We start from the raw sequence: 17,293 nt of genomic DNA, 5'->3' as shown, positions 1-17,293 counted from the left end.
CTTCGCACCCCTGCTCATGACCGGATCCGCACGCCGCGAGCGACCAGGGCCCAGGCCACTCCGCCGACAACCAGGGTGGTCCCCACGAGCACCCAGAAGGTTGTGGCCCAGGCGAAGGACCCGGTCCCCAGCAGACCGTAGCGAAAGCCCTCGACCATGTAGTACAGCGGGTTCAGCGCCGCCAGCGACTGCCAGGGCTCGGGCATCCGTTCCACCGGATAGAACAGCCCTCCCAGATAGATCAGGGGGGTCAGTACGAACGTCGCCACCACGGAGGTGTGGTCGAAACTGCGCGCGTACAGGCCATTCAGCAGGCCGGCCAGGGCGAACAGCGTGGCACTGACCAGCGCGATCCCCAGCGTCGCCGCCAGGTGGTGCAGTTGCAGGTTGGTAAACGGGATCGCAACCAGCGCCACTAGCGCCCCGGCCAGCAGACCGCGGATCACCCCGCCGGTTGCAAAGCCCGCCACGATCAGCCAGGCGGGGAGTGGCGCAACCAGCAATTCCTCGATGTGCCGCTGCAGGCGCGCGCCATAGAACGCCAGCGTCACATTGCTGTAGGCGTTGGTGGCCACGGCCAGGATGATCAGGCCCGGCAGGATGAAATCCGCGTAGTCGACGCCACGCATGGTGCCCAGCTCGCGCCCGACCAGGTGACCAAAGATCACCAGAAACAGAACGGTCGTCACCACCGATGGCAGCAGGTTCTGCACCCAGGCACGCAGGAAGCGGCGCACCTGCTTGATCACCATCCCGCGGTAGGCAAATCCGTAAGCCGCGAGTCTCATGTCCCGGCCCCCTGCGATGCACTGGCACGTTCCGCGATGCGCTGCAGGAACAGCGACTCGAGCCGGTTGCGCTTGTTGCGCAAGCCCGCCACCCGGACACCGCACGCGCCGAGACGCTCAAAAAGCGCGTTCACCTCCATGCCCTGCGGCAGGTCAATCTCCAGGGTCCAGCGATCCACCCGCCGGATCGCCAGCCCTTCCAGCTCGGGGCACGCATCAAGGGGGGCGCTCAACTCGAGCACCAGGGTCTGCACGTTCAGCCCGTGCAGCAGTTCGCCGGTCTCGCCGCGCGCAACGATCTCGCCCTGATCCAGAATCGCCAGCGAATCGCACAGCGCTTCCGCCTCCTCGAGGTAGTGTGTCGTCAGGAGGATGGTCACACCATCCGCATTCAGCGCACGCAGCAGTTCCCAGGTTGTATGGCGTCCCTCGAGGTCCACCCCCGCGGTCGGCTCGTCCAGCAGCAGCACGTGCGGGCGGTGCACCAGCGCCCGGGCAATCATCAGCCGGCGCTTCATTCCGCCCGACAGCCCCCAGGCGGACTGCCCCCGTCGGTCCGCCAGGCCCACCTGTTCCAGTACCTGGCCAGTACGCTCGCGCGCCCGCCGCGGGGACAATCCGTAATAGGCCGCCTGGGCTTCAACAATCTCGCCCACCGGCTCGAAGCTGTTGAAGTTGATCTCCTGCGGCACCACGCCCATGCAGGCCTTCGCCGCAACCGCCTGTGTCGCCACGTCGAAGCCGCAGACCCGGATCGACCCGCGATCCGCCCGCACCAGCGTGGTCAGCAGTCCCACCAGGGTCGTCTTGCCGGCCCCATTCGGCCCCAGCAGGCCGAAAAAGCGGCCCGCCGGCACCTCCAGGTCAACATCCGCCAGCCCAACCCGGCCACCGGCATAACGCTTGGCCACCGACTGCAGGGCGATCGCCGGGGCCATCATGGCGCCAGACCCCCGGCATCCCTGGCCCACCCGACGATGCGTCCGGCCCGATCCACCGCGCAGACCTCCAGCGCCGTGGTCTCCGGCAGCATCCCGCGCGCCCGCTGCCAGGCGCGCGCACTGATACGGTCGGCCAGCGCCACACCCTGCTCCAGGCAATCCGCAAGCGCCTGGGCGCTGGTATTCGCCGCGCGGATGCGCGCGACCAGTGCCTGGCTGCCTCCCAGATCCGCCGCCTCCTCCGCCAGCGCGTCGAGATCGATGCGTGACCTGCGGCTGTGGGCATCCAGGTGCCCGGCCGCGAATTTGCTGAGCTTGCCGAACCCCGCGGCCAGCACCACCGCGGGCAGGGGGTGACGCCTCAGATACTTCAGTGCCGCCCCGAACAGGTCCCCCATCTCGATCAGCGCCATGTCGTCCAGACCGTACTGTTCGCGCATCGCGGCCTCGCTGGTACCCCCGGTGCAGCAGGCCACGCGCGGACAACCGTTGGCGCGGGCCACATCTATGGCCTGATGGATGGATGCGATATAGGCGGCGCAGGAGAATGGCCGGACGATGCCGGTGGTGCCCAGGATCGAGAGCCCCCCGAGGATCCCCAGGCGAGCGTTCATGGTCCGCCCGGCAATGCGTTCGCCACCGTCCACGCCGACTGTAACCCTGAAGCCCCCGCTGTACCCGGCAGCTGCAGCCAGTGTCTCCAGATGCCCCTGGATCATGCGTCGTGGGACCGGATTGATGGCGGGCTCGCCCGGCTCCAGCACCAGGCCCGGGCGTGTAACCGTCCCGACCCCGGCACCCGCGACGAACTCCATGCCGGGCGCACCGCACAGGTTCACCTCCACCCAGACCCGGGCCCCGTGGGTGGCATCCGGGTCGTCGCCGGCATCCTTGATGACCCCGGCAACCGCGCCGCCCGGAGTGGGTTCGAGGTCGTTCAGTGTCAGGCTCACGACCTGCCCCTTCGGCAGGATGACCTCCACCGTCTCGAGCCGGCGCCCCTCCAGCAGCCAGCGGGCGGCGGCAACGGCGGCGGCGGTCGCGCACACACCGGTGGTCAGCCCCGTGCGCAGGCGCCCGCTGGTCTCGGGCGTCTCCGGGCGCATGGCGCCCGCCGAGCTGTTCTGCTCAGCCGGTTTCATGCGTTCCCGGGACGGACTCGGCACCCTGCGTGGCGATCGTCTCGCGCAGGCGCACGACCTCGCCCACGATCAGCAGCGCCGGCGACTGGATATCCAGATCCGCCACCCGCGCGGGGAGGTCGGCCAGAACGCCTTCGATGACACGCTGGCCCGGCCGCGTCCCCTGTTCGACCAGCGCGGCCGGCATCGCGCCGTCCGCACCCGCCGCCATCATCTCGCCACAGACCTCGGCCAGGGTATGCAGCCCCATGTAGACAACCAGGGTCTGCTGCGGATGCACCAGCGAGGCCCAGTCCAGATTGGTCTCGCCGGCACGCCGGTGGGCGGTAACGAACTGGCAGCGATAGGCGTGATCGCGATGGGTCAGCGGGATCCCTGCATAGGCTGCACAGCCACCGGCTGCGGTAATCCCCGGCACGATGCGCACTGGCACCCCGGCGGCGGCAATCGCGGCGGCCTCCTCGCCGCCCCGCCCGTAGACAAACGGGTCACCCCCCTTCAGGCGCACCACGTAGTGCCCCTCCCGGGCCAGCGCGACCATGCGATCGTTCAGATCGCCCTGATCACAACTGTGCCGCGAGCGCGCCTTGCCCACGTACAGACGCTGCGCCTTGGGGTTTGCCAGATCCAGGATCGCCTGCGGGATCAGGCGGTCGTGCAGCAGGATATCCGCGTGCTGCATCGCGCTGAGCGCGTCCAGTGTCAGCAGGCCTGGATCGCCCGGCCCCGCGCCCACCAGATCCACGCACCCGGCCCGCCGCTCGCCGCGAAACGGGAGGGTCACCCCAGGGCGTGCACCGGATCCGATCCTGGCCACCTTGTGCTGCCTTGTGCCGCTCATGCCTGGAACAGTCGCGCCGTGGCCTGCGGGTTGGAGGGGAACCAGGCATGCAGATAGGTCGCGGTCAGGCGCCCGTCACGATAGATCGCCTCGCCCTGCGACCCCGTCCCGCGCGCACGCCAGCAATGACCATAGGGCTCGAGCCCGACCTCGGAATGGGTGTGATGGAAGGTGTGCCCGCGCAGCTCGCCCTCCGGCAGCGGGGCCGCCTGGAGCCCCAGACCCTGCAGGCGGTCTGCCAGCTGGGCCTTGCCCGGCACCAGCCCGGCCATAGCCGCGGCATGGCCCTCGCGATCGGCCAGTTCGTCCAGCAGGTAGAGAAAGCCCCCGCACTCCGCCAGGATGGGGCGGCCCGCCGCATGATGGACCTCAAGGTCCGACTTCAGGACAGCATTGGCGGACAGCTGATCCAGATACAACTCGGGGTAGCCACCCGGCAGCCAGACGGCATCGGCCTCTGGTAACCCGTCCCCCGCAAGCGGGGAAAAGAACCGCAGTTCGGCGCCCATCTTCTCCAGCAGGCGCAGGTTGGCCGGATACATGAAAGCAAAAGCCGCATCCCGCGCGATCGCAATGCGCACGCCGGACAGCGCCGCCTCGATCGGCGCAATTGTTTCCGGATCAAAGCGCACCGGCTCCGGGAGCCCTGTCACCCCAGCCTCTTCAATCGCGGCCGCTGCCGCCTCCAGCCGCGCATCCAGATCGGCGATCTCGCCGGCCTGCACCAGCCCCAGGTGACGATCCGGGACACTCAGCGTTTCGTTACGCTGCACGGCACCAAAGAAGCGGATCGCCTCCGGGGTGCAATCCTCCAGCATCCGCGCATGGCCCGGACTGCCCACCCGGTTGGCAATCACGCCCGCGAAGGACAGACCCGGGCGGTAGGTCGACAGGCCATGCACCAGCGCCCCGAAGGTCTGGCCCATGCCGCTGGCATCCACCATGGCCAGGATCGGCAAGCCGAAGGCCTGGGCCAGATCCGCACCGGACGGATCCCCGTCAAACAGCCCCATCGAGCCCTCCACCAGGATCAGATCGGACTCCTGGGCCGCCTCGTACAGCATCGCTCGACAGGCTTCTTCCCCGACCATCCACAGATGCAAGGCGTCGACCGGATGCCCGGATGCCTGTTCCAGGATCATCGGGTCGAGGAAATCCGGGCCGGTCTTGAACACGCGCACGCGCAAACCCTGGTTGCGGTGGTAACGGGCGATGGCGGCGGTGATCGTGGTCTTGCCCTGCCCCGAGGCCGGGGCCGCCACGAACGCCGCGGGGCAGCTCACACTCACAGCTCGATCCCCTTCTGCGCCTTGATGCCGGCCTGAAAGGCATGCTTGACCACGCCGATCTCGCTCACGGTGTCGGCCGCCTCGATCAGTGCCTTCGGCGCGGCGCGGCCGGTGGTAATAACATGCTGCATCGGCGGGCGGTTCGCCAGGTCTTCCAGCACCTCGGCCACATCCAGGTACTGGTACTTCAGGGCGATATGCAGCTCGTCGAGCAGCACGAGGTCGACATTCGGGTCGCGCAGCATGTCGCGGGCATGCGCCCAGGCATGGCGGGCGGCTTCGGCATCCTTCTCGCGATCCTGGGTTTCCCAGGTATAGCCCTCGCCCATCACGTGATACTGCACGTTGTCCTGGCCACGGAAGAAGGCCTCCTCGCCGGTGGCGAACTGGCCCTTGATGAACTGCACGATGCCGACCTGCATCCCGTGCCCGAGGGCCCGGGCGACCATGCCGAAGCCCGAGGAGCTCTTGCCCTTTCCGTTGCCGGTAAGGATCAGGAATACGCCCTTTTCTTCCTGCGCCTCGGCAATCTTGCGGTCCACGATCTCCTTCTTGCGCGCCATACGCTGGGCATGGCGTTCGGCGCGTGCCGCTTCGGTGTCGTCGGTCATGTTGATGTACTCCTTGAGCTTATTGCGTATTCGGGGCGCGTAGTACGGCCTACTCGCCGATCAGAATCATTCGTCCAGTCTCCGGGTCACGGTAGACCTGCCCCATCGACTCGAAGCCGGAGCCGGCCTCCCCGGCACCCTCGGGCGGGTCCGGGATCTCGCGCCCGGGTTCGATCTCGGCGCCCCCGCTGGCCGGTTCAAGGCCACTCCCCGAGGCGGCCATCACCACCATCAGGCCGACGGCGAACACGAGCATGATGTCGGCCAGGTTGGCCAGTGGCCCCATCGGCTCTTCGTCAGGGGCATCGAAGCGGCTGGCGCGGTAGTGCGGGACCCTCATGCCGCCGCCTCCAGGCGCTCCATCGCGGCGTCATACCAGCGCCGCCGGAGGCGTCCGAGCAGGAAGCCGAGGATGCCGACCAGCAGCCCCAGCACCGTGGTGTTGAACGCCACCGTAACGGCCTGGGCGAGGATTTCCAGTTCGCCCCGGCCCATCGCGGCCAGCCCTGGACCCAGCGGGATCAGCGTCCCCATCAGCCCGAGCATCGGGCCGATGCGTGCCAGCAGATCCGCGCGGTCAATGCGGCGCCGTGCGCGGTAGGCCAGGCGCTCGGCGTCACCGGTGGCCTCCAGCCGGCGCACCCCGCCGGAGCGTTCGCCCAGTGCGAGCCCAAGCTCCCAGACAGCGACCGCCACCAGCACCAGCAGGCCGACAATCACCGGCTCCAGCAGCCAGCGCACTACGGTGTCCATCAGTTCCATCGTGATCGAGAACGGCATTCGCGTTTACCTCACTAACCTTTGTTCGGCGCTTCCCACGTTCGTGCGTAGGAGGCCAGCCCCCTGGCCGATGGGGTCTATCCGGCGGCGCATCGGCCAGGGGCTGGCCTCCTACAGGAGACATTTCCAGCGAGCGTTATCGGCGGCGGCCTGCGGCGATACCGCCGATCAGCAGCAGAAACAGGGCGGCGGCGACCAGCCAGGGAAGCCAGGGCATGCCGGCCGCCTCGTCGCCGGTCTCCTGGCCACTCTCGGCCTCGGCCGCTTCCGGCAGCTCCTGCATCTCCCGGGCGTCCGGGTCCTCCAGCGGCTGGATCTCGGTGACACGGCTGGGGTCGGCCTCCGCCTGTGCGCGATCGATCTGCGCGGACGCGCGCACGGCCTCGAAGGCCTCGCGCAGTTCGGGGTCCTCCAGGCGTTCGGCCACCTCGTCCAGCATCGGGTGGTCGGGGCGTGTGTGCCCGCTGCCCGGCAGGCCGTGTTCCGCAACCAGTTCGGCGAAGCGTTCGGACAGGGCGTCCAGTACCTCCGGCTCGGCCTCCCAGAACCCGCGACTGGCAGCCACCAGATGCACGGCCTGCAGGTGGGTCTTCACATGCACGTTGTGGCCGTCGGCGAGAAATTCGTCCACGCCCAGTCCGTGCCGGTCCTGCAGGTAGATGTCGTGCACCTCGTCCCAGACCCAGGAGCGCACGATCTCGGGGTTGGTGGCCTGCCAGCCCCACAGGTTGTCGACGAAGTCGCGGGCCATGGTGCGGGCCCCGGCATAGCCGTGATCCATCAACGGTTCGATCCACTGCGGGTTCAGGTTCTGCCCCTGCAGTTCGCGCATCAGCGCGCGCCCCAGCGTCTCCACCTGCGGGTTGTCCGGGTCGGCATGCTGCAGCACGCGGTTGTCCGGCACCTCGCCGCGCAGGCTTTCCACGGCAGTGGACAGCCCGCCCTGGAAATCGAAGCCGTCGTCGTTGTCCAGCAGCCCGTACAGGTGCGAGGCGCGCCCCAGATAGGTGCGCCCGACCCCGGCCACGCGCGACTCGAACGCCTCGTGTGCCGCATCGCCGGATGCCGTTGTGCCGTAGGCATGCCCCATGCGGCGCAGGTAGGCCGCGCCCAGTTCGGCGCGATCCTCCCAGGCGCCGGAACGGTCCGCCAGGCGGTTGACCCCGGCGCCGTACGCCCCCGGTGCGGTGCCGAACACGCGCAACGCGGCCTGCTCCCCGGCGGCGGCACCGTCCAGTCCGGCCGCGCGCAAGGCCTCGGTGTCCTCCACCCACTGCGCGGCGACATCATTACGCGCCAACGACTCGCCGCCGGGATCGCGCAGATCCTCCGCCAGCGGAGCCAGGGCTGCTTCCAGTGCCTCTTCCAGTTCCGGGTGCTCCTCGAGGATGGTCTCCGAGGCGCCATCCAGCGCCAGCCGTGCGGCCCGGTCCAGCCACACGAGCTGGTCCTCGTAGAGATCGCGGAACAGCCCGGAGGTGGTGAACAGGGCATCCCGGCGACGGTCGCGCCCGGCCTCGTCGAGATCCATGCGCTCCAGGCCCTCGACGATCCCGCGACTGTTCCAGGCCGGACGAATACCCAGCATGTCCATGCCGAAGGCGATCATCACCCCCTCGTCACGCACGGTGTCGGAGGCCCAGAGGATGATGGCCTCGCTGCCATCCGCCTCCGGATCACCGTGCTCGCGCGCATCCGCGGCGAGCTCCTGACCGATGCCCCAGGCCACGCGCGTTGGCACCAGATCCGCCGACAGGGCATGGAAGTTCGTCCCGGTGGGCAGCACGTCCGGCGTACGGATCGGATCGTTGCCCTGCCCCGGCGGTACGAACCGACCCTCCAGGGCGGCTAGCAGATGGGCGCGTTCGCTGGCGGGCGAACCCCGCAGCCTGGCGTCCCAGTCGTCACCGGCCTCGCCGTCACCGACCATCGACTCGAGCATCGTGTCCACGGCTTCGTCCGACCAGTCGCGACCGAACACATGCAGACCCAGCGGCATCTGGTCCTCCTGCATGTCGGTCAGGTAGTGGCCGATCTCGTGCACCAGCAGATCTTCATCCATCTCCGCGAGCGGAGTGTCACCGTGATCATGGTCGTGCCCGTGGTCATCCTCATGATCATCGTCCTTGCCATGATCGTCATGTCCATGGCCATCGTCCTGCTCATGCCCGTCGGAGTGGTCATCGTGGTGCCCATCTCCGTCGTTGTCTCCGTGATGGTGATGGCCCCGCGCCAGTTCGCGTTCGATGGTCTCGGTCAGGCCCAGCTCGTCGATACGCTCGCGCAGGGTCTGGGCGGCGCGCGAACGGGTGGCCGCATCGGGCTGTGCTGCGGCCTCGTAAGTCTCCACCAGCTGGCGCAGTTCCAGCAGGCTGTCGTAGAGCTCGGTGGCCGCCAGCGGCGGGGTCAGGTGGCTGATCATCACGCCCATCGATCGGCGCTTGGCCTGGATACCTTCGCCGACGCCATCGACGATGTAGGGATAGATGATCGGCAGATCACCGCCGAGGATCTCGGGGTAGTCGTCCGGGGCCAGTCCCGCGCGGCGCCGCGGCAGGAACTCGCGGGTGGAATGGCGCCCGACATAGACCAGCGCATCCGCCTCGAAGTGATCCCGAATCCAATGGTAGAAACCGGCGTACTGGTGAGTCGGCGGGAAGGTCGTGTTCGCATGCAGCAATCGCTCGCTGACTTCCCACCCGCGCGGCGGCTGCGGACCGATGAACACGTTGCCGAACTCGATACCCGGGAAGAGCATCTCGCCGTCGCGCGTCATGGCCTCGCCCGGCGGCTCGCCCCATCCGGTCAGCCCCGGAATCCCTGTACGCACCAGGGCCTTGCGCAGCTGTTCGGTAGTTTCGTGTTCGTCTTCGCCAGCCAGCGTGGCCTCCCAGGCGACCTCGTACTGCGCAAGCAGGTCCAGCGCCCGTTCCTGGGCGTCGTGCGGGTAGCTCTCGAGCATATGCCGCAGATCACCGACACCGCTTTCCAGCGCGGCCTCCGCCAGTTCGTGCTTGTCCGCGTCCCTGGCCGCCTCCAGACGCGCCTGCAGGTAGCCGATCGGTCCGTCGACCAGCTCCGCCTGCACCGCGGCAGGCAAGCCGTCGAAATACGCCTGGTACTGATCTCGATCCAGCGAGGCGACCCGGCCGGCGATCGCGTCCAGCGCGTCCGCCTGTTCCGGCAGATTCACCGCCCGGTCCTGGATCATGTCCAGCAGGGCCTCGGCATCCTCCGGCACCTCGTCCCCGAGGTCGTACCCCGCGGCCTCCAGCCGTTGCAGGATCTCCAGCAGTGATTCCGGGACATCCAGCTTGTCGGCGCCAATGTTCTGGCGACCGGGCGGATGGTTGTAGTACACGACCGCGACCCGCTTGTCTGCGTTGTCCAGCTGGCGCAGCCGGTTCCAGCGCTGCATCCGGTCGGCCAGGGCCTCCACCCGCTCGCCCACCGGTTCGGGCAGCGCCAATTGCACGCCAGTGCGTTCGTCCTGCGTGGGCTCGCCCGCGGTCGCCAGCACCATCGGCTGGCTGGCGCCCTGCAATTCCGGCATGGCCACGTGATAGTGGACCTTGTCCCAGGGGATGCCCTCGTGCGAGAGCCGCCACTCGGTCTCGCTCACGTCCGCCAGGCGAATCCCCTTGACCACCGGGACATCCAGCTCGGCGAAGGCCTCGGCCACCGCCTCGCGGTTGCCACCGCCGCCCACTACGAAGTCCTGCAGGCTGACGATCCCGCTCAGCTCGGCGGGTGCCGCCGATGCGGCGAGGTTCTCGACTGCCTCGCGGCTGGCCCCACCCCAGCGCGCGAGCACCGCGAAGCACTGGGTATCCCGGGCCTCCAGCGCCTCGCAGGTCGCATCCAGAAGCTCGCGGTCACCGGGACGGTCACCGGTATCCAGGTCCAGCACGGCCACGGCCGGCCTGGCATCCAGGCCAAGATCCCCCGGGTCGGCCACCGACTGGCCATCCCGGTAATAGCGGATGGTCTCGCGCGGATCCGGTTCCGGCACCTCGATCGAGTGCCCGCCCCGAGCGACCAGCCAGCGCATGAGGCCCTCCATGTTCTCCGGTGTGCGGCCCTGATAGAACGCACGTCCGATCAGCCAGTCGGCCTGGTTTGAGAAGCGCTCCTGCTGCCGGGCCAGGTGCTCGCGCGGATCCTCGCCCGCTTCAGGGTTCTCGGTCAGTTCGGTCCGGGCTTCCTCGTCCAGCTCCTCCAGCACCGCCTGGCCGTCGATGCGGGACAGCGCGGTCAGGCGCCGTTCGCTGTTGATTGCAAGGATCGGCGCTGACTCGGCCGGTGGCTCTTCGCGCAGCAGACGTTCGAGACGACCGGCCTGGTCCCCGAACACCGCGGCCACGAGCACTGCGTCGGCATCGCGCCACAGCGCCTGGACTGACGAGTCCGACTTGTCCGCCAGCTGCTCAGGCGTGCGCAGCACCACCTCGGCATCCGGCACGGCCTCCAGGAATCGATGCGCTCCGGCGGCCACCTCGGGGGCCGAGCGCTCGGAGACGATGCCGACGATCTGAGGCCCCGCCCATACGGGCGTGCTCCACAGGCCGACGATCAGCAAAACCAGGCTGCGTTTCCAGAAGGACATGCGATCAACCCCGAAGAAATTCCGATGGGGCGACTCCACCGATACCGTGGTGGCGTCGCCAGGCAGTTATGCGCAGGAAGGTGCCGTGGAAACGGCACCCGAAAACCGGCAAACGCAGGCGGTCTCAGCCGCGCTTGTTGGCCGGCTGCCAGAGGACTTCCGCGCCGTTCTCGTGACGCGCAAGCACACGACAGAGCACGAACAGAAGATCCGACAGGCGATTGATGTAGGCCAGCGAACTTGGCCGCAGCGCCTCGTGGTGATTCACCGCCACCAGACGACGTTCCGCGCGCCGACAGACCGTACGGGCGATGTGGCAGTCGGCCGTGGCCGGGCCACCGCCCGGCAGGATGAACTCCTCGAGCGGCGGCAGATCGGCGTTGAAGCTTTCCAGCTCGACATCGAGCCGCTCCACAGAGGCATCCGGCAGTGCCTGATGACCCGGCACTGCCAGCTCTGCCCCCAGATCGAACAGTTCGTGCTGAACCAGAGCCAGTACGCGCCGAACCTCTTCCGGGAGATCGTGGACCAGGACCCGGCCCACGACACTGTTCAGCTCGTCCACGTCACCAAACGCCTCGACACGGTGGCTGTCCTTGTCCACCCGCGAGCCATCGCCCAGACCGGTCCGGCCTTCGTCACCCGTGCGGGTCACGATCTTCGACAGTCGATTACCCATGCATCACCTCTGCTGGTAGCGAAGCTTCACGAAGGCAGCGCGTCCCGGCTGGTTATAACCGCGAGCCGTCTCGTAGTCCTTGTCGAACACGTTATTGACCGTCGCCTGGATCTGCCATTCCGGCGCAATCTGATAGCTCGCCCGCAGGTTCAGCAGCCCGTACCCGGAAAGGCGTTCGTCATTATTGGCGTCGTTATACGAGCGGCTCTTCGCAATCACCGAACCTCCCAGCGAGAGATGCTGGAACTGCCGATCGAGGTCAAAGCGGCCGGTGGCCGGCGAGCGCCGCTGCAACTCATTGCCAGTTTCTCGATCTTCCGCATCCAGCAAGGTCAGCGAGGCGCGCGACGTCCAGAGGCTGGTCTGGTAACCCATCTCCATTTCCAACCCTCGGATACGAGCCTCCTCCACGTTCTCCGGGGGATCGAACCCCGCAATCAAGTTGTCGACTCGGGTCTCGAAAATTGCAACGTCGAAGTAAGTTCGGTCGACGGAGTAGCGAGCACCGACCTCGGCAGTCTCGGATTCCTCGGGTTGCAGGTCAGGATTACCCCTAAATCTAAAGCCATCAGGGAATGTGGTATCCGGATGATAAAGGTCGTTGAAGGTAGGAGCCTTGAAGGCCGTACCATAGGAAGCGCGCAAACGAATGGTATCCGTGGCCCGCATACCCCAAGCGATCTGTCCTGTCGTGTTATCGCCAAACTGCTCGTTGGCGTCACGCCGCAACGAGCCCTCGACCAAGTGTTGCCCGAATTCCGCCTGAAGAAGCCCGAACCCGCCTACGTTATAGCGACTGGTTTCCTCAAATTCCCCGGGCCCGAATAATTGAAGAAATCGATCATCTACACTGATCCGGTCTTCACGAGCATCCAGACCGGCTGTCAGAAAGAGATGGTCCGATAGTTCAATCTCGTTCAGCCAGTCGATGGAATCGCGCTTGGTATCGTATCGGGACGAGAAGCGCCCATCGGTAAAGCGATCATTCTCGTCGCGGCTGTGTGCGACACTGACCTCCGTCTCCCAGCGGGCAGTAATAGGAGATCGGAAGCCCGCGCGGATCGCGGTGTGAATATAATCGGTATAGTCGCGTCCCTCGGTACTGTCGAATTCCGATTCGCCCTCGGAATACAGAATATTCCCGAATACCTCGATGCCATTATCCAGGCGGTGGGTCACCTTGGTCGCGAGCGAGGTGTTGTCGTAGCCGTTACGGTCGTCATCGCCCACGTCATCCTGCACATTGATGCCGTCCGTCTCGAAGTGGCTAACCGAGAAGCTGTAGTTCGTGTTCTCGGTTCCACCGGCCACTCCCACACCCGTCTCCCAGGTGTTGAAGCTGCCGCCCCCGACAAACGCGTTCACCCTTGGCGGGCCCTTGCGCCCCTCGCGGGTAAAGACCTGCACCACACCGCCAATGGCATCGGAGCCATAGATGCTGGTACGCGGCCCGCGCACGACTTCGACGCGCTCGATCTCCTCCGGTGGCAGGAACTGCCAGCTTGCTCCTCCAAGGGTGGCTGATCCCATGCGCACGCCATCGATTAGGAGCAAGGTGTGATCAGAACTGGTGCCACGCGTGTAGACCGACGTGGTCTTGCCAAAGGCACTGTTCTGGGAGGTCTCGATCCCGGCGCGGCCCTCCAGCAGGTCGGTGAACTGCTGCGGCTGCAGGCGCTCGATCTCTTCACGGTCGATGACGGTGACCGAGGACAGGGTCTCGTCGACGGTCTGCGCGACACGCGCGGCCGTGACCTGAACCACATCCAGGGTGTGCGCTTCGGAATCGGCGTCCGGCGTCTCGGCCAGAACCGGGGTGGTGGCCAGCAGGATGGCCGTGGAAAGTGCTGTGCGCTTCATGTCGTTCGTGTCTCCCGGCGAGTCGCCCGCACGCCGTTGATTTCGTCGGGACCGAGCGGACAGGGGATACAGACACGAGGGGGACCGGCCACAACCGGCTAGCGGCCGGGCTGATCATCCGCCTCGCATGCCCGCCGCATGCCGCGCGATCATTCCCTGGCCGGTCTCCGGGCTGACGAGCGTTCCGGTGCGGCGCCTTCCCGAACGACCTCGTTCAGTGGCGTGTGCCGCGACCATCAGAGGCCATCAGGGCCTCTCGCTCGATCACCGTTGCGGGGGCAGCGTCGGATTCGTCCAGGTCTGCCCACAGCCGTGGACGGACTCACCGATCTTCCCGTTTAACCCGCGGCGCAAGTCGCCTGCGGGCACCAGAAAACGCGGTAAAGCCTATACAATTGGTCAAGAAATTGCCAGCCCCGCCCGGCGGCACGGCGGCGTCAGGAGCGTTGCGACTCGGCCTGCAGGTAACGGGCACCACGCTTGAGCAAACGACCCCAGGCCTTGTCCTGCAGCATGGCGTCGAATTCCGGCGAACGTTCGGCACGCAAGGCTACCGGCGGGGTCTGCGCACCCTCCTCTACCGGGTGCGCAGCGAGCATCTCGAGTCGTTCCCGGCTAGCACCGTACTGCTGCTCCAGGAAATCACGCATGGAGTCGGACAGGGGCAGGTAGTAGATGCGCGTCAGACGCAGGGCCAGCCACTCCGCCATGCGGCCGAGATCCTGGCGCACGAGGCGCACCATGGCCGAGCCCAGACCGGCCTTGGCATCCGCACTCATGCCAACGTAAAGCCCCCCCAGATAGGCGGCCGGGTTCGCATAGATCGCTCGCTGAATGCTCGGGTTGGTCAGGTCGGCCAGAGGCTCGAGGATCAATGCGAGCTGGATGCCGATGCGCTTGGCCGTATCCGCATCCAGCACCTGCCCTCCAAGGTAGAACAGATCACCCTCGCGCCGTATGCCGAGCTCGGACAGGTATTCGCAGAACTGGTCGGCCAGGCGCAGCTTCTGGTCGTCCGTCAGTTCGATCACCTCCTCGCCCACCCGAATGCCGCGGGTACTGCGCTTGAACCACTTTTGCTGGCCCTTTTTCTCGACCTCCCTGCGTCGCAGCGCCTCCCAGCGCTCGACCGCCGCGGCATAGCGGCTCTGGGCCTGCATGAGCTGGTCACGCGCCGCACGTAGATCCTCGACCTGACGCAGTGCCCGCCCCAGCAGGCGGCCTTCCGGCGAGTGCACGGGCGGACGGTCCTGTTCCAACTGCCAAAGGGCATCCAGCACCTCGCGCCCGATGCCCAGGGTCGACGCGCGCAGGACCTGCGGATCCAGCCCACTGGCCGGGCTTTGTGCCAGCAGTATGGCCAGGGAGCGCAGGCGGCTGACCACACCCGCCTGCGCGACACGGAACCGGTTGCCCTGGTACTCGAGCCGGTCGAGCGCATGCCCCAGCCGCCAGCCGCCCGACCACTCGAAACTCAGCCGCCGGATCTGGCGCCCGTTGACCAGCTCGAAGGCCAGCACGAACATCGCCTGGGCATCATCCAGGGTACAGCGGGTCAGGTCGTCCGAGTCCGCCGCCGAGAACAGGCGATCCAGGAACTGATCGATCCGCCGCACCCCGTCCTCGCGGGTTGGTGCGACGCCCTGCAGACGGTCGCGCAACGAGTCTGCCAGCTCGGGGGCATCGTGGTGCAGCTTTTCCAGCGCCGCCATCCGTGCATCGGCGGTCACGTCCACCAAATCCGCGACGCGCGAACGAAGCCCCAGCCGACGATAGATCTCGATCTGCTCCGCGGCCGACGCAAGGCTGGTATCGCCGGTCATCTCGCGCACCGCGACCGCGACTCCTTCCGGCGAGATGTCCACCTCGTGCAGCAGGACCTCGGCGGCCTTGCGCCGCCGCATGTCCGGCGCCATCTCGGCCATCGCCAGATCGCGCGTCACAAAGAGCAGATCGGGCAACAGGTCGATGGTATTGCGCAGCTGATCGCGCGAGCGCTCCTGCCGTCTGCCCCGGGTGGCGTCGGCAATAAAACGCGCCAGCAGACCGATCACCCCGAACAGCAGCGTGTAGACGGCAAAGAAGATGAAGTTCTGGGCCGGGGCCGCGTGGCCGAAGCCGAGGAAGTAGCCCCCCTGCATTGCAAGGAAGGTCACCGGACCGGCGGCCCACAACAGCTGCAGCATGTTCAGCGACCAGGGCACTTTGCGCGCACTGGCCGCGACCTCGGTGATCCGGCTGCGTCCGGCCGCCTCGATCAGCACATGGTCCTGACTCGGGCTGGCCGCCTCCGGAGCCTCCTGGCGCTGTTGCCGCTTGCGAAACCTGCCGAACACCCGTCGTCCCTGCCCCTTCAGCGTTTCGGTGAAGTGTAGGGAAAAAGCGGGGTTGCGGGTGCCCGACGAGGGGAAAACGTTCCGAAAAACAGAAAATTGATCGGCGTTTCCCTACGCGGCACTGCGAGCCTGGGCGGCCGCCTCGCCGGGCGGGATGGAGACCACCTCGGGTGCCTCGTCGCCATACAGGTAGTCACGGGTCAGCGGCACGGCATCCTGCTGCTTGGCCATCTGGATGTGGAACACCACCTGGCGCCACCAGCGAAACGTCCCTTCGCAACTGGCCAGATAGAACTCCCACATGCGACAGAAGCGTTCGTCGAAGTGCTCCACCGCCTCGGCGCGGATGTTCTGGAAACGCCGATACCACTCCGCGAGAGTCTCGGCATAGTGCAGCCGCCAGAACTCGATATCGGTGGTATGCAGCGGGGTCGGTTCCAGCGCCTCCATCACCTCGGACAGGGCCGGGGTGTAACCACCAGGGAAGATGTACTTGCCTAGCCAGGGGTTGGTTGTCCCTGGCGGTCCCTGTCGGCCAATCGTGTGCAGGACGGCCACGCCGTCGTCCTTGAGCAGGTCGTTCACCCGCTGGAAGAACGTGCCGTAGTTGGGCACGCCGACATGCTCGAACATACCGACGCTAACGATCCGGTCGTACTGGTCGTCGTGTTCGCGATAGTCCTGATAGAAAAAACGCACGCGATCGTCCAGCCCCCGGCGCTTCGCCTCCGCCTGGGCCACGCGCAGCTGCTCCCTGGACAGGGTAATGCCATCCACCTGGACATCGGCATTCTCGGCCAGGTGGAAGGCCAGCCCACCCCAACCACAGCCGATATCCAGTACCCGCTGACCGGGCTCCAGCACCAGCTTCTTGCGCAGCATCGCGCACTTCGCCTGCTGGGCCTCTTCCAGGGTCATGTCCGGGCGCTCGAAATAGGCACAGCTGTAGAACATCCCGTCGTCGAGAAAACGGCGGAACAGCCACTCGTCCACGTCGTAATGGTGCGAGATGTTCTGGTAGCTGCGCGCGATGCGGTTCCCCTGCTCCAGGATCCCGCGGAACATGCACACCAGCGGGTGGACGCGACGCTGGAACATGGGTGCAAAGTTGCGCATGGCCACATCCAGAAACACCCGGATACCCTCGGGCCCCGGCGACCAGAGCCCGTCCATATAGGTCTCGCCCAGCTGGAATCCGGGATCGCGCGCAATACGCTTGAGAGCCGCCGCATCGTGGATCTGCATCGTAATCTCGGGCGCCCCCTGCCCGAATCGGCGCTCGCTCCCGTCAGGCTCGCGCAGGATCAGCGTGCCGTGGCGCATGTATTCGTTCAGCATCCGTTCGATCATTGCATCCCTTCCCCTGCGAATCGTCTGCCACATGGAACAGAGCCTGTATATCGCGCTGGCCGCGACACAA

At 66.8% G+C, this 17,293-nt stretch carries 13 protein-coding genes and 1 riboswitch; all 13 genes read right to left on the bottom strand.

Features of this window, described 5'->3' with window-relative positions:
• Positions 1 to 14 precede the first annotated feature (14 nt).
• Positions 15 to 788, bottom strand: coding sequence for an ABC transporter permease (locus tag C995_RS0111380; protein WP_038070413.1), 774 nt, complete (start codon positions 786 to 788; stop codon positions 15 to 17).
• Positions 785 to 1,729, bottom strand: a complete 945-nt coding sequence (locus tag C995_RS0111375) for an ABC transporter ATP-binding protein (RefSeq protein WP_018865049.1) — start codon at positions 1,727 to 1,729, stop codon at positions 785 to 787. The genes C995_RS0111380 and C995_RS0111375 overlap by 4 nt, the downstream gene beginning before the upstream one ends.
• Positions 1,726 to 2,835, bottom strand: a complete 1,110-nt coding sequence (locus C995_RS0111370; RefSeq protein ID WP_018865048.1) for a cobalt-precorrin-5B (C(1))-methyltransferase — start codon at positions 2,833 to 2,835, stop codon at positions 1,726 to 1,728. The genes C995_RS0111375 and C995_RS0111370 overlap by 4 nt, the downstream gene beginning before the upstream one ends.
• A gap of 22 nt (positions 2,836 to 2,857) precedes the next feature.
• On the bottom strand, positions 2,858 to 3,712 hold the full coding sequence (gene cobA / locus C995_RS0111365; protein ID WP_026279081.1) for a uroporphyrinogen-III C-methyltransferase: 855 nt from the start codon (positions 3,710 to 3,712) through the stop codon (positions 2,858 to 2,860).
• On the bottom strand, positions 3,709 to 5,001 hold the full coding sequence (locus tag C995_RS0111360; protein ID WP_018865047.1) for a cobyrinate a,c-diamide synthase: 1,293 nt from the start codon (positions 4,999 to 5,001) through the stop codon (positions 3,709 to 3,711). Before C995_RS0111360 ends, cobA begins: the two co-directional genes overlap by 4 nt.
• On the bottom strand, positions 4,998 to 5,612 hold the full coding sequence (gene cobO, locus C995_RS0111355; protein ID WP_018861758.1) for a cob(I)yrinic acid a,c-diamide adenosyltransferase: 615 nt from the start codon (positions 5,610 to 5,612) through the stop codon (positions 4,998 to 5,000). Before cobO ends, C995_RS0111360 begins: the two co-directional genes overlap by 4 nt.
• A gap of 49 nt (positions 5,613 to 5,661) precedes the next feature.
• The gene (locus C995_RS0111350; protein ID WP_018138715.1) at positions 5,662 to 5,952 is read right to left on the bottom strand and encodes a DUF2149 domain-containing protein; all 291 of its coding nucleotides are present in this window, start codon (positions 5,950 to 5,952) and stop codon (positions 5,662 to 5,664) included.
• Positions 5,949 to 6,392, bottom strand: coding sequence for a MotA/TolQ/ExbB proton channel family protein (locus C995_RS0111345; protein WP_018174775.1), 444 nt, complete (start codon positions 6,390 to 6,392; stop codon positions 5,949 to 5,951). The genes C995_RS0111350 and C995_RS0111345 overlap by 4 nt, the downstream gene beginning before the upstream one ends.
• Positions 6,393 to 6,528: 136 nt before the next feature.
• Positions 6,529 to 10,998: a cobaltochelatase subunit CobN gene (locus C995_RS0111340; RefSeq protein WP_018865046.1), complete on the bottom strand. Its 4,470-nt coding sequence runs from the start codon at positions 10,996 to 10,998 to the stop codon at positions 6,529 to 6,531.
• Positions 10,999 to 11,122: 124 nt separating this feature from the next.
• Entirely contained in the window at positions 11,123 to 11,677 is a 555-nt protein-coding gene (locus C995_RS0111335) for a cob(I)yrinic acid a,c-diamide adenosyltransferase (protein WP_012982204.1), read from the bottom strand.
• A gap of 3 nt (positions 11,678 to 11,680) precedes the next feature.
• Complete coding sequence (locus C995_RS0111330) at positions 11,681 to 13,537, bottom strand: TonB-dependent receptor domain-containing protein (RefSeq protein WP_018865045.1); 1,857 nt, start codon at positions 13,535 to 13,537, stop codon at positions 11,681 to 11,683.
• Positions 13,538 to 13,677: 140 nt separating this feature from the next.
• A riboswitch (cobalamin riboswitch) is annotated at positions 13,678 to 13,925 on the bottom strand.
• A 49-nt stretch (positions 13,926 to 13,974) separates the two neighbouring features.
• Complete coding sequence (locus tag C995_RS0111325; protein WP_018865044.1) at positions 13,975 to 15,873, bottom strand: hypothetical protein; 1,899 nt, start codon at positions 15,871 to 15,873, stop codon at positions 13,975 to 13,977.
• Positions 15,874 to 15,984: 111 nt separating this feature from the next.
• Complete coding sequence (locus C995_RS0111320; RefSeq protein ID WP_018865043.1) at positions 15,985 to 17,223, bottom strand: cyclopropane-fatty-acyl-phospholipid synthase family protein; 1,239 nt, start codon at positions 17,221 to 17,223, stop codon at positions 15,985 to 15,987.
• Positions 17,224 to 17,293: the final 70 nt, after the last annotated feature.

The organism is Thioalkalivibrio sp. ARh3, assembly GCF_000377265.1.
GTDB classification, from domain to species: Bacteria; Pseudomonadota; Gammaproteobacteria; order Ectothiorhodospirales; family Ectothiorhodospiraceae; genus Thioalkalivibrio; species Thioalkalivibrio thiocyanoxidans.
This window is presented reverse-complemented; position numbering and strand designations above follow the sequence as displayed.

What these genes read in the sequence shown, in the direction of transcription:
- C995_RS0111380 (WP_038070413.1), bottom strand. Translation starts at nt 788, where the DNA reads ATGAGACTCGCGGCTTACGGATTTGCCTACCGCGGGATGGTGATCAAG.
- C995_RS0111375 (WP_018865049.1), bottom strand. Translation starts at nt 1,729, where the DNA reads ATGATGGCCCCGGCGATCGCCCTGCAGTCGGTGGCCAAGCGTTATGCC.
- C995_RS0111370 (WP_018865048.1), bottom strand. Translation starts at nt 2,835, where the DNA reads ATGCGCCCGGAGACGCCCGAGACCAGCGGGCGCCTGCGCACGGGGCTG.
- cobA (WP_026279081.1), bottom strand. Translation starts at nt 3,712, where the DNA reads ATGAGCGGCACAAGGCAGCACAAGGTGGCCAGGATCGGATCCGGTGCA.
- cobO (WP_018861758.1), bottom strand. Translation starts at nt 5,612, where the DNA reads ATGACCGACGACACCGAAGCGGCACGCGCCGAACGCCATGCCCAGCGT.
- C995_RS0111350 (WP_018138715.1), bottom strand. Translation starts at nt 5,952, where the DNA reads ATGAGGGTCCCGCACTACCGCGCCAGCCGCTTCGATGCCCCTGACGAA.
- C995_RS0111345 (WP_018174775.1), bottom strand. Translation starts at nt 6,392, where the DNA reads ATGCCGTTCTCGATCACGATGGAACTGATGGACACCGTAGTGCGCTGG.
- C995_RS0111340 (WP_018865046.1), bottom strand. Translation starts at nt 10,998, where the DNA reads ATGTCCTTCTGGAAACGCAGCCTGGTTTTGCTGATCGTCGGCCTGTGG.
- C995_RS0111335 (WP_012982204.1), bottom strand. Translation starts at nt 11,677, where the DNA reads ATGGGTAATCGACTGTCGAAGATCGTGACCCGCACGGGTGACGAAGGC.
- C995_RS0111330 (WP_018865045.1), bottom strand. Translation starts at nt 13,537, where the DNA reads ATGAAGCGCACAGCACTTTCCACGGCCATCCTGCTGGCCACCACCCCG.
- C995_RS0111320 (WP_018865043.1), bottom strand. Translation starts at nt 17,223, where the DNA reads ATGATCGAACGGATGCTGAACGAATACATGCGCCACGGCACGCTGATC.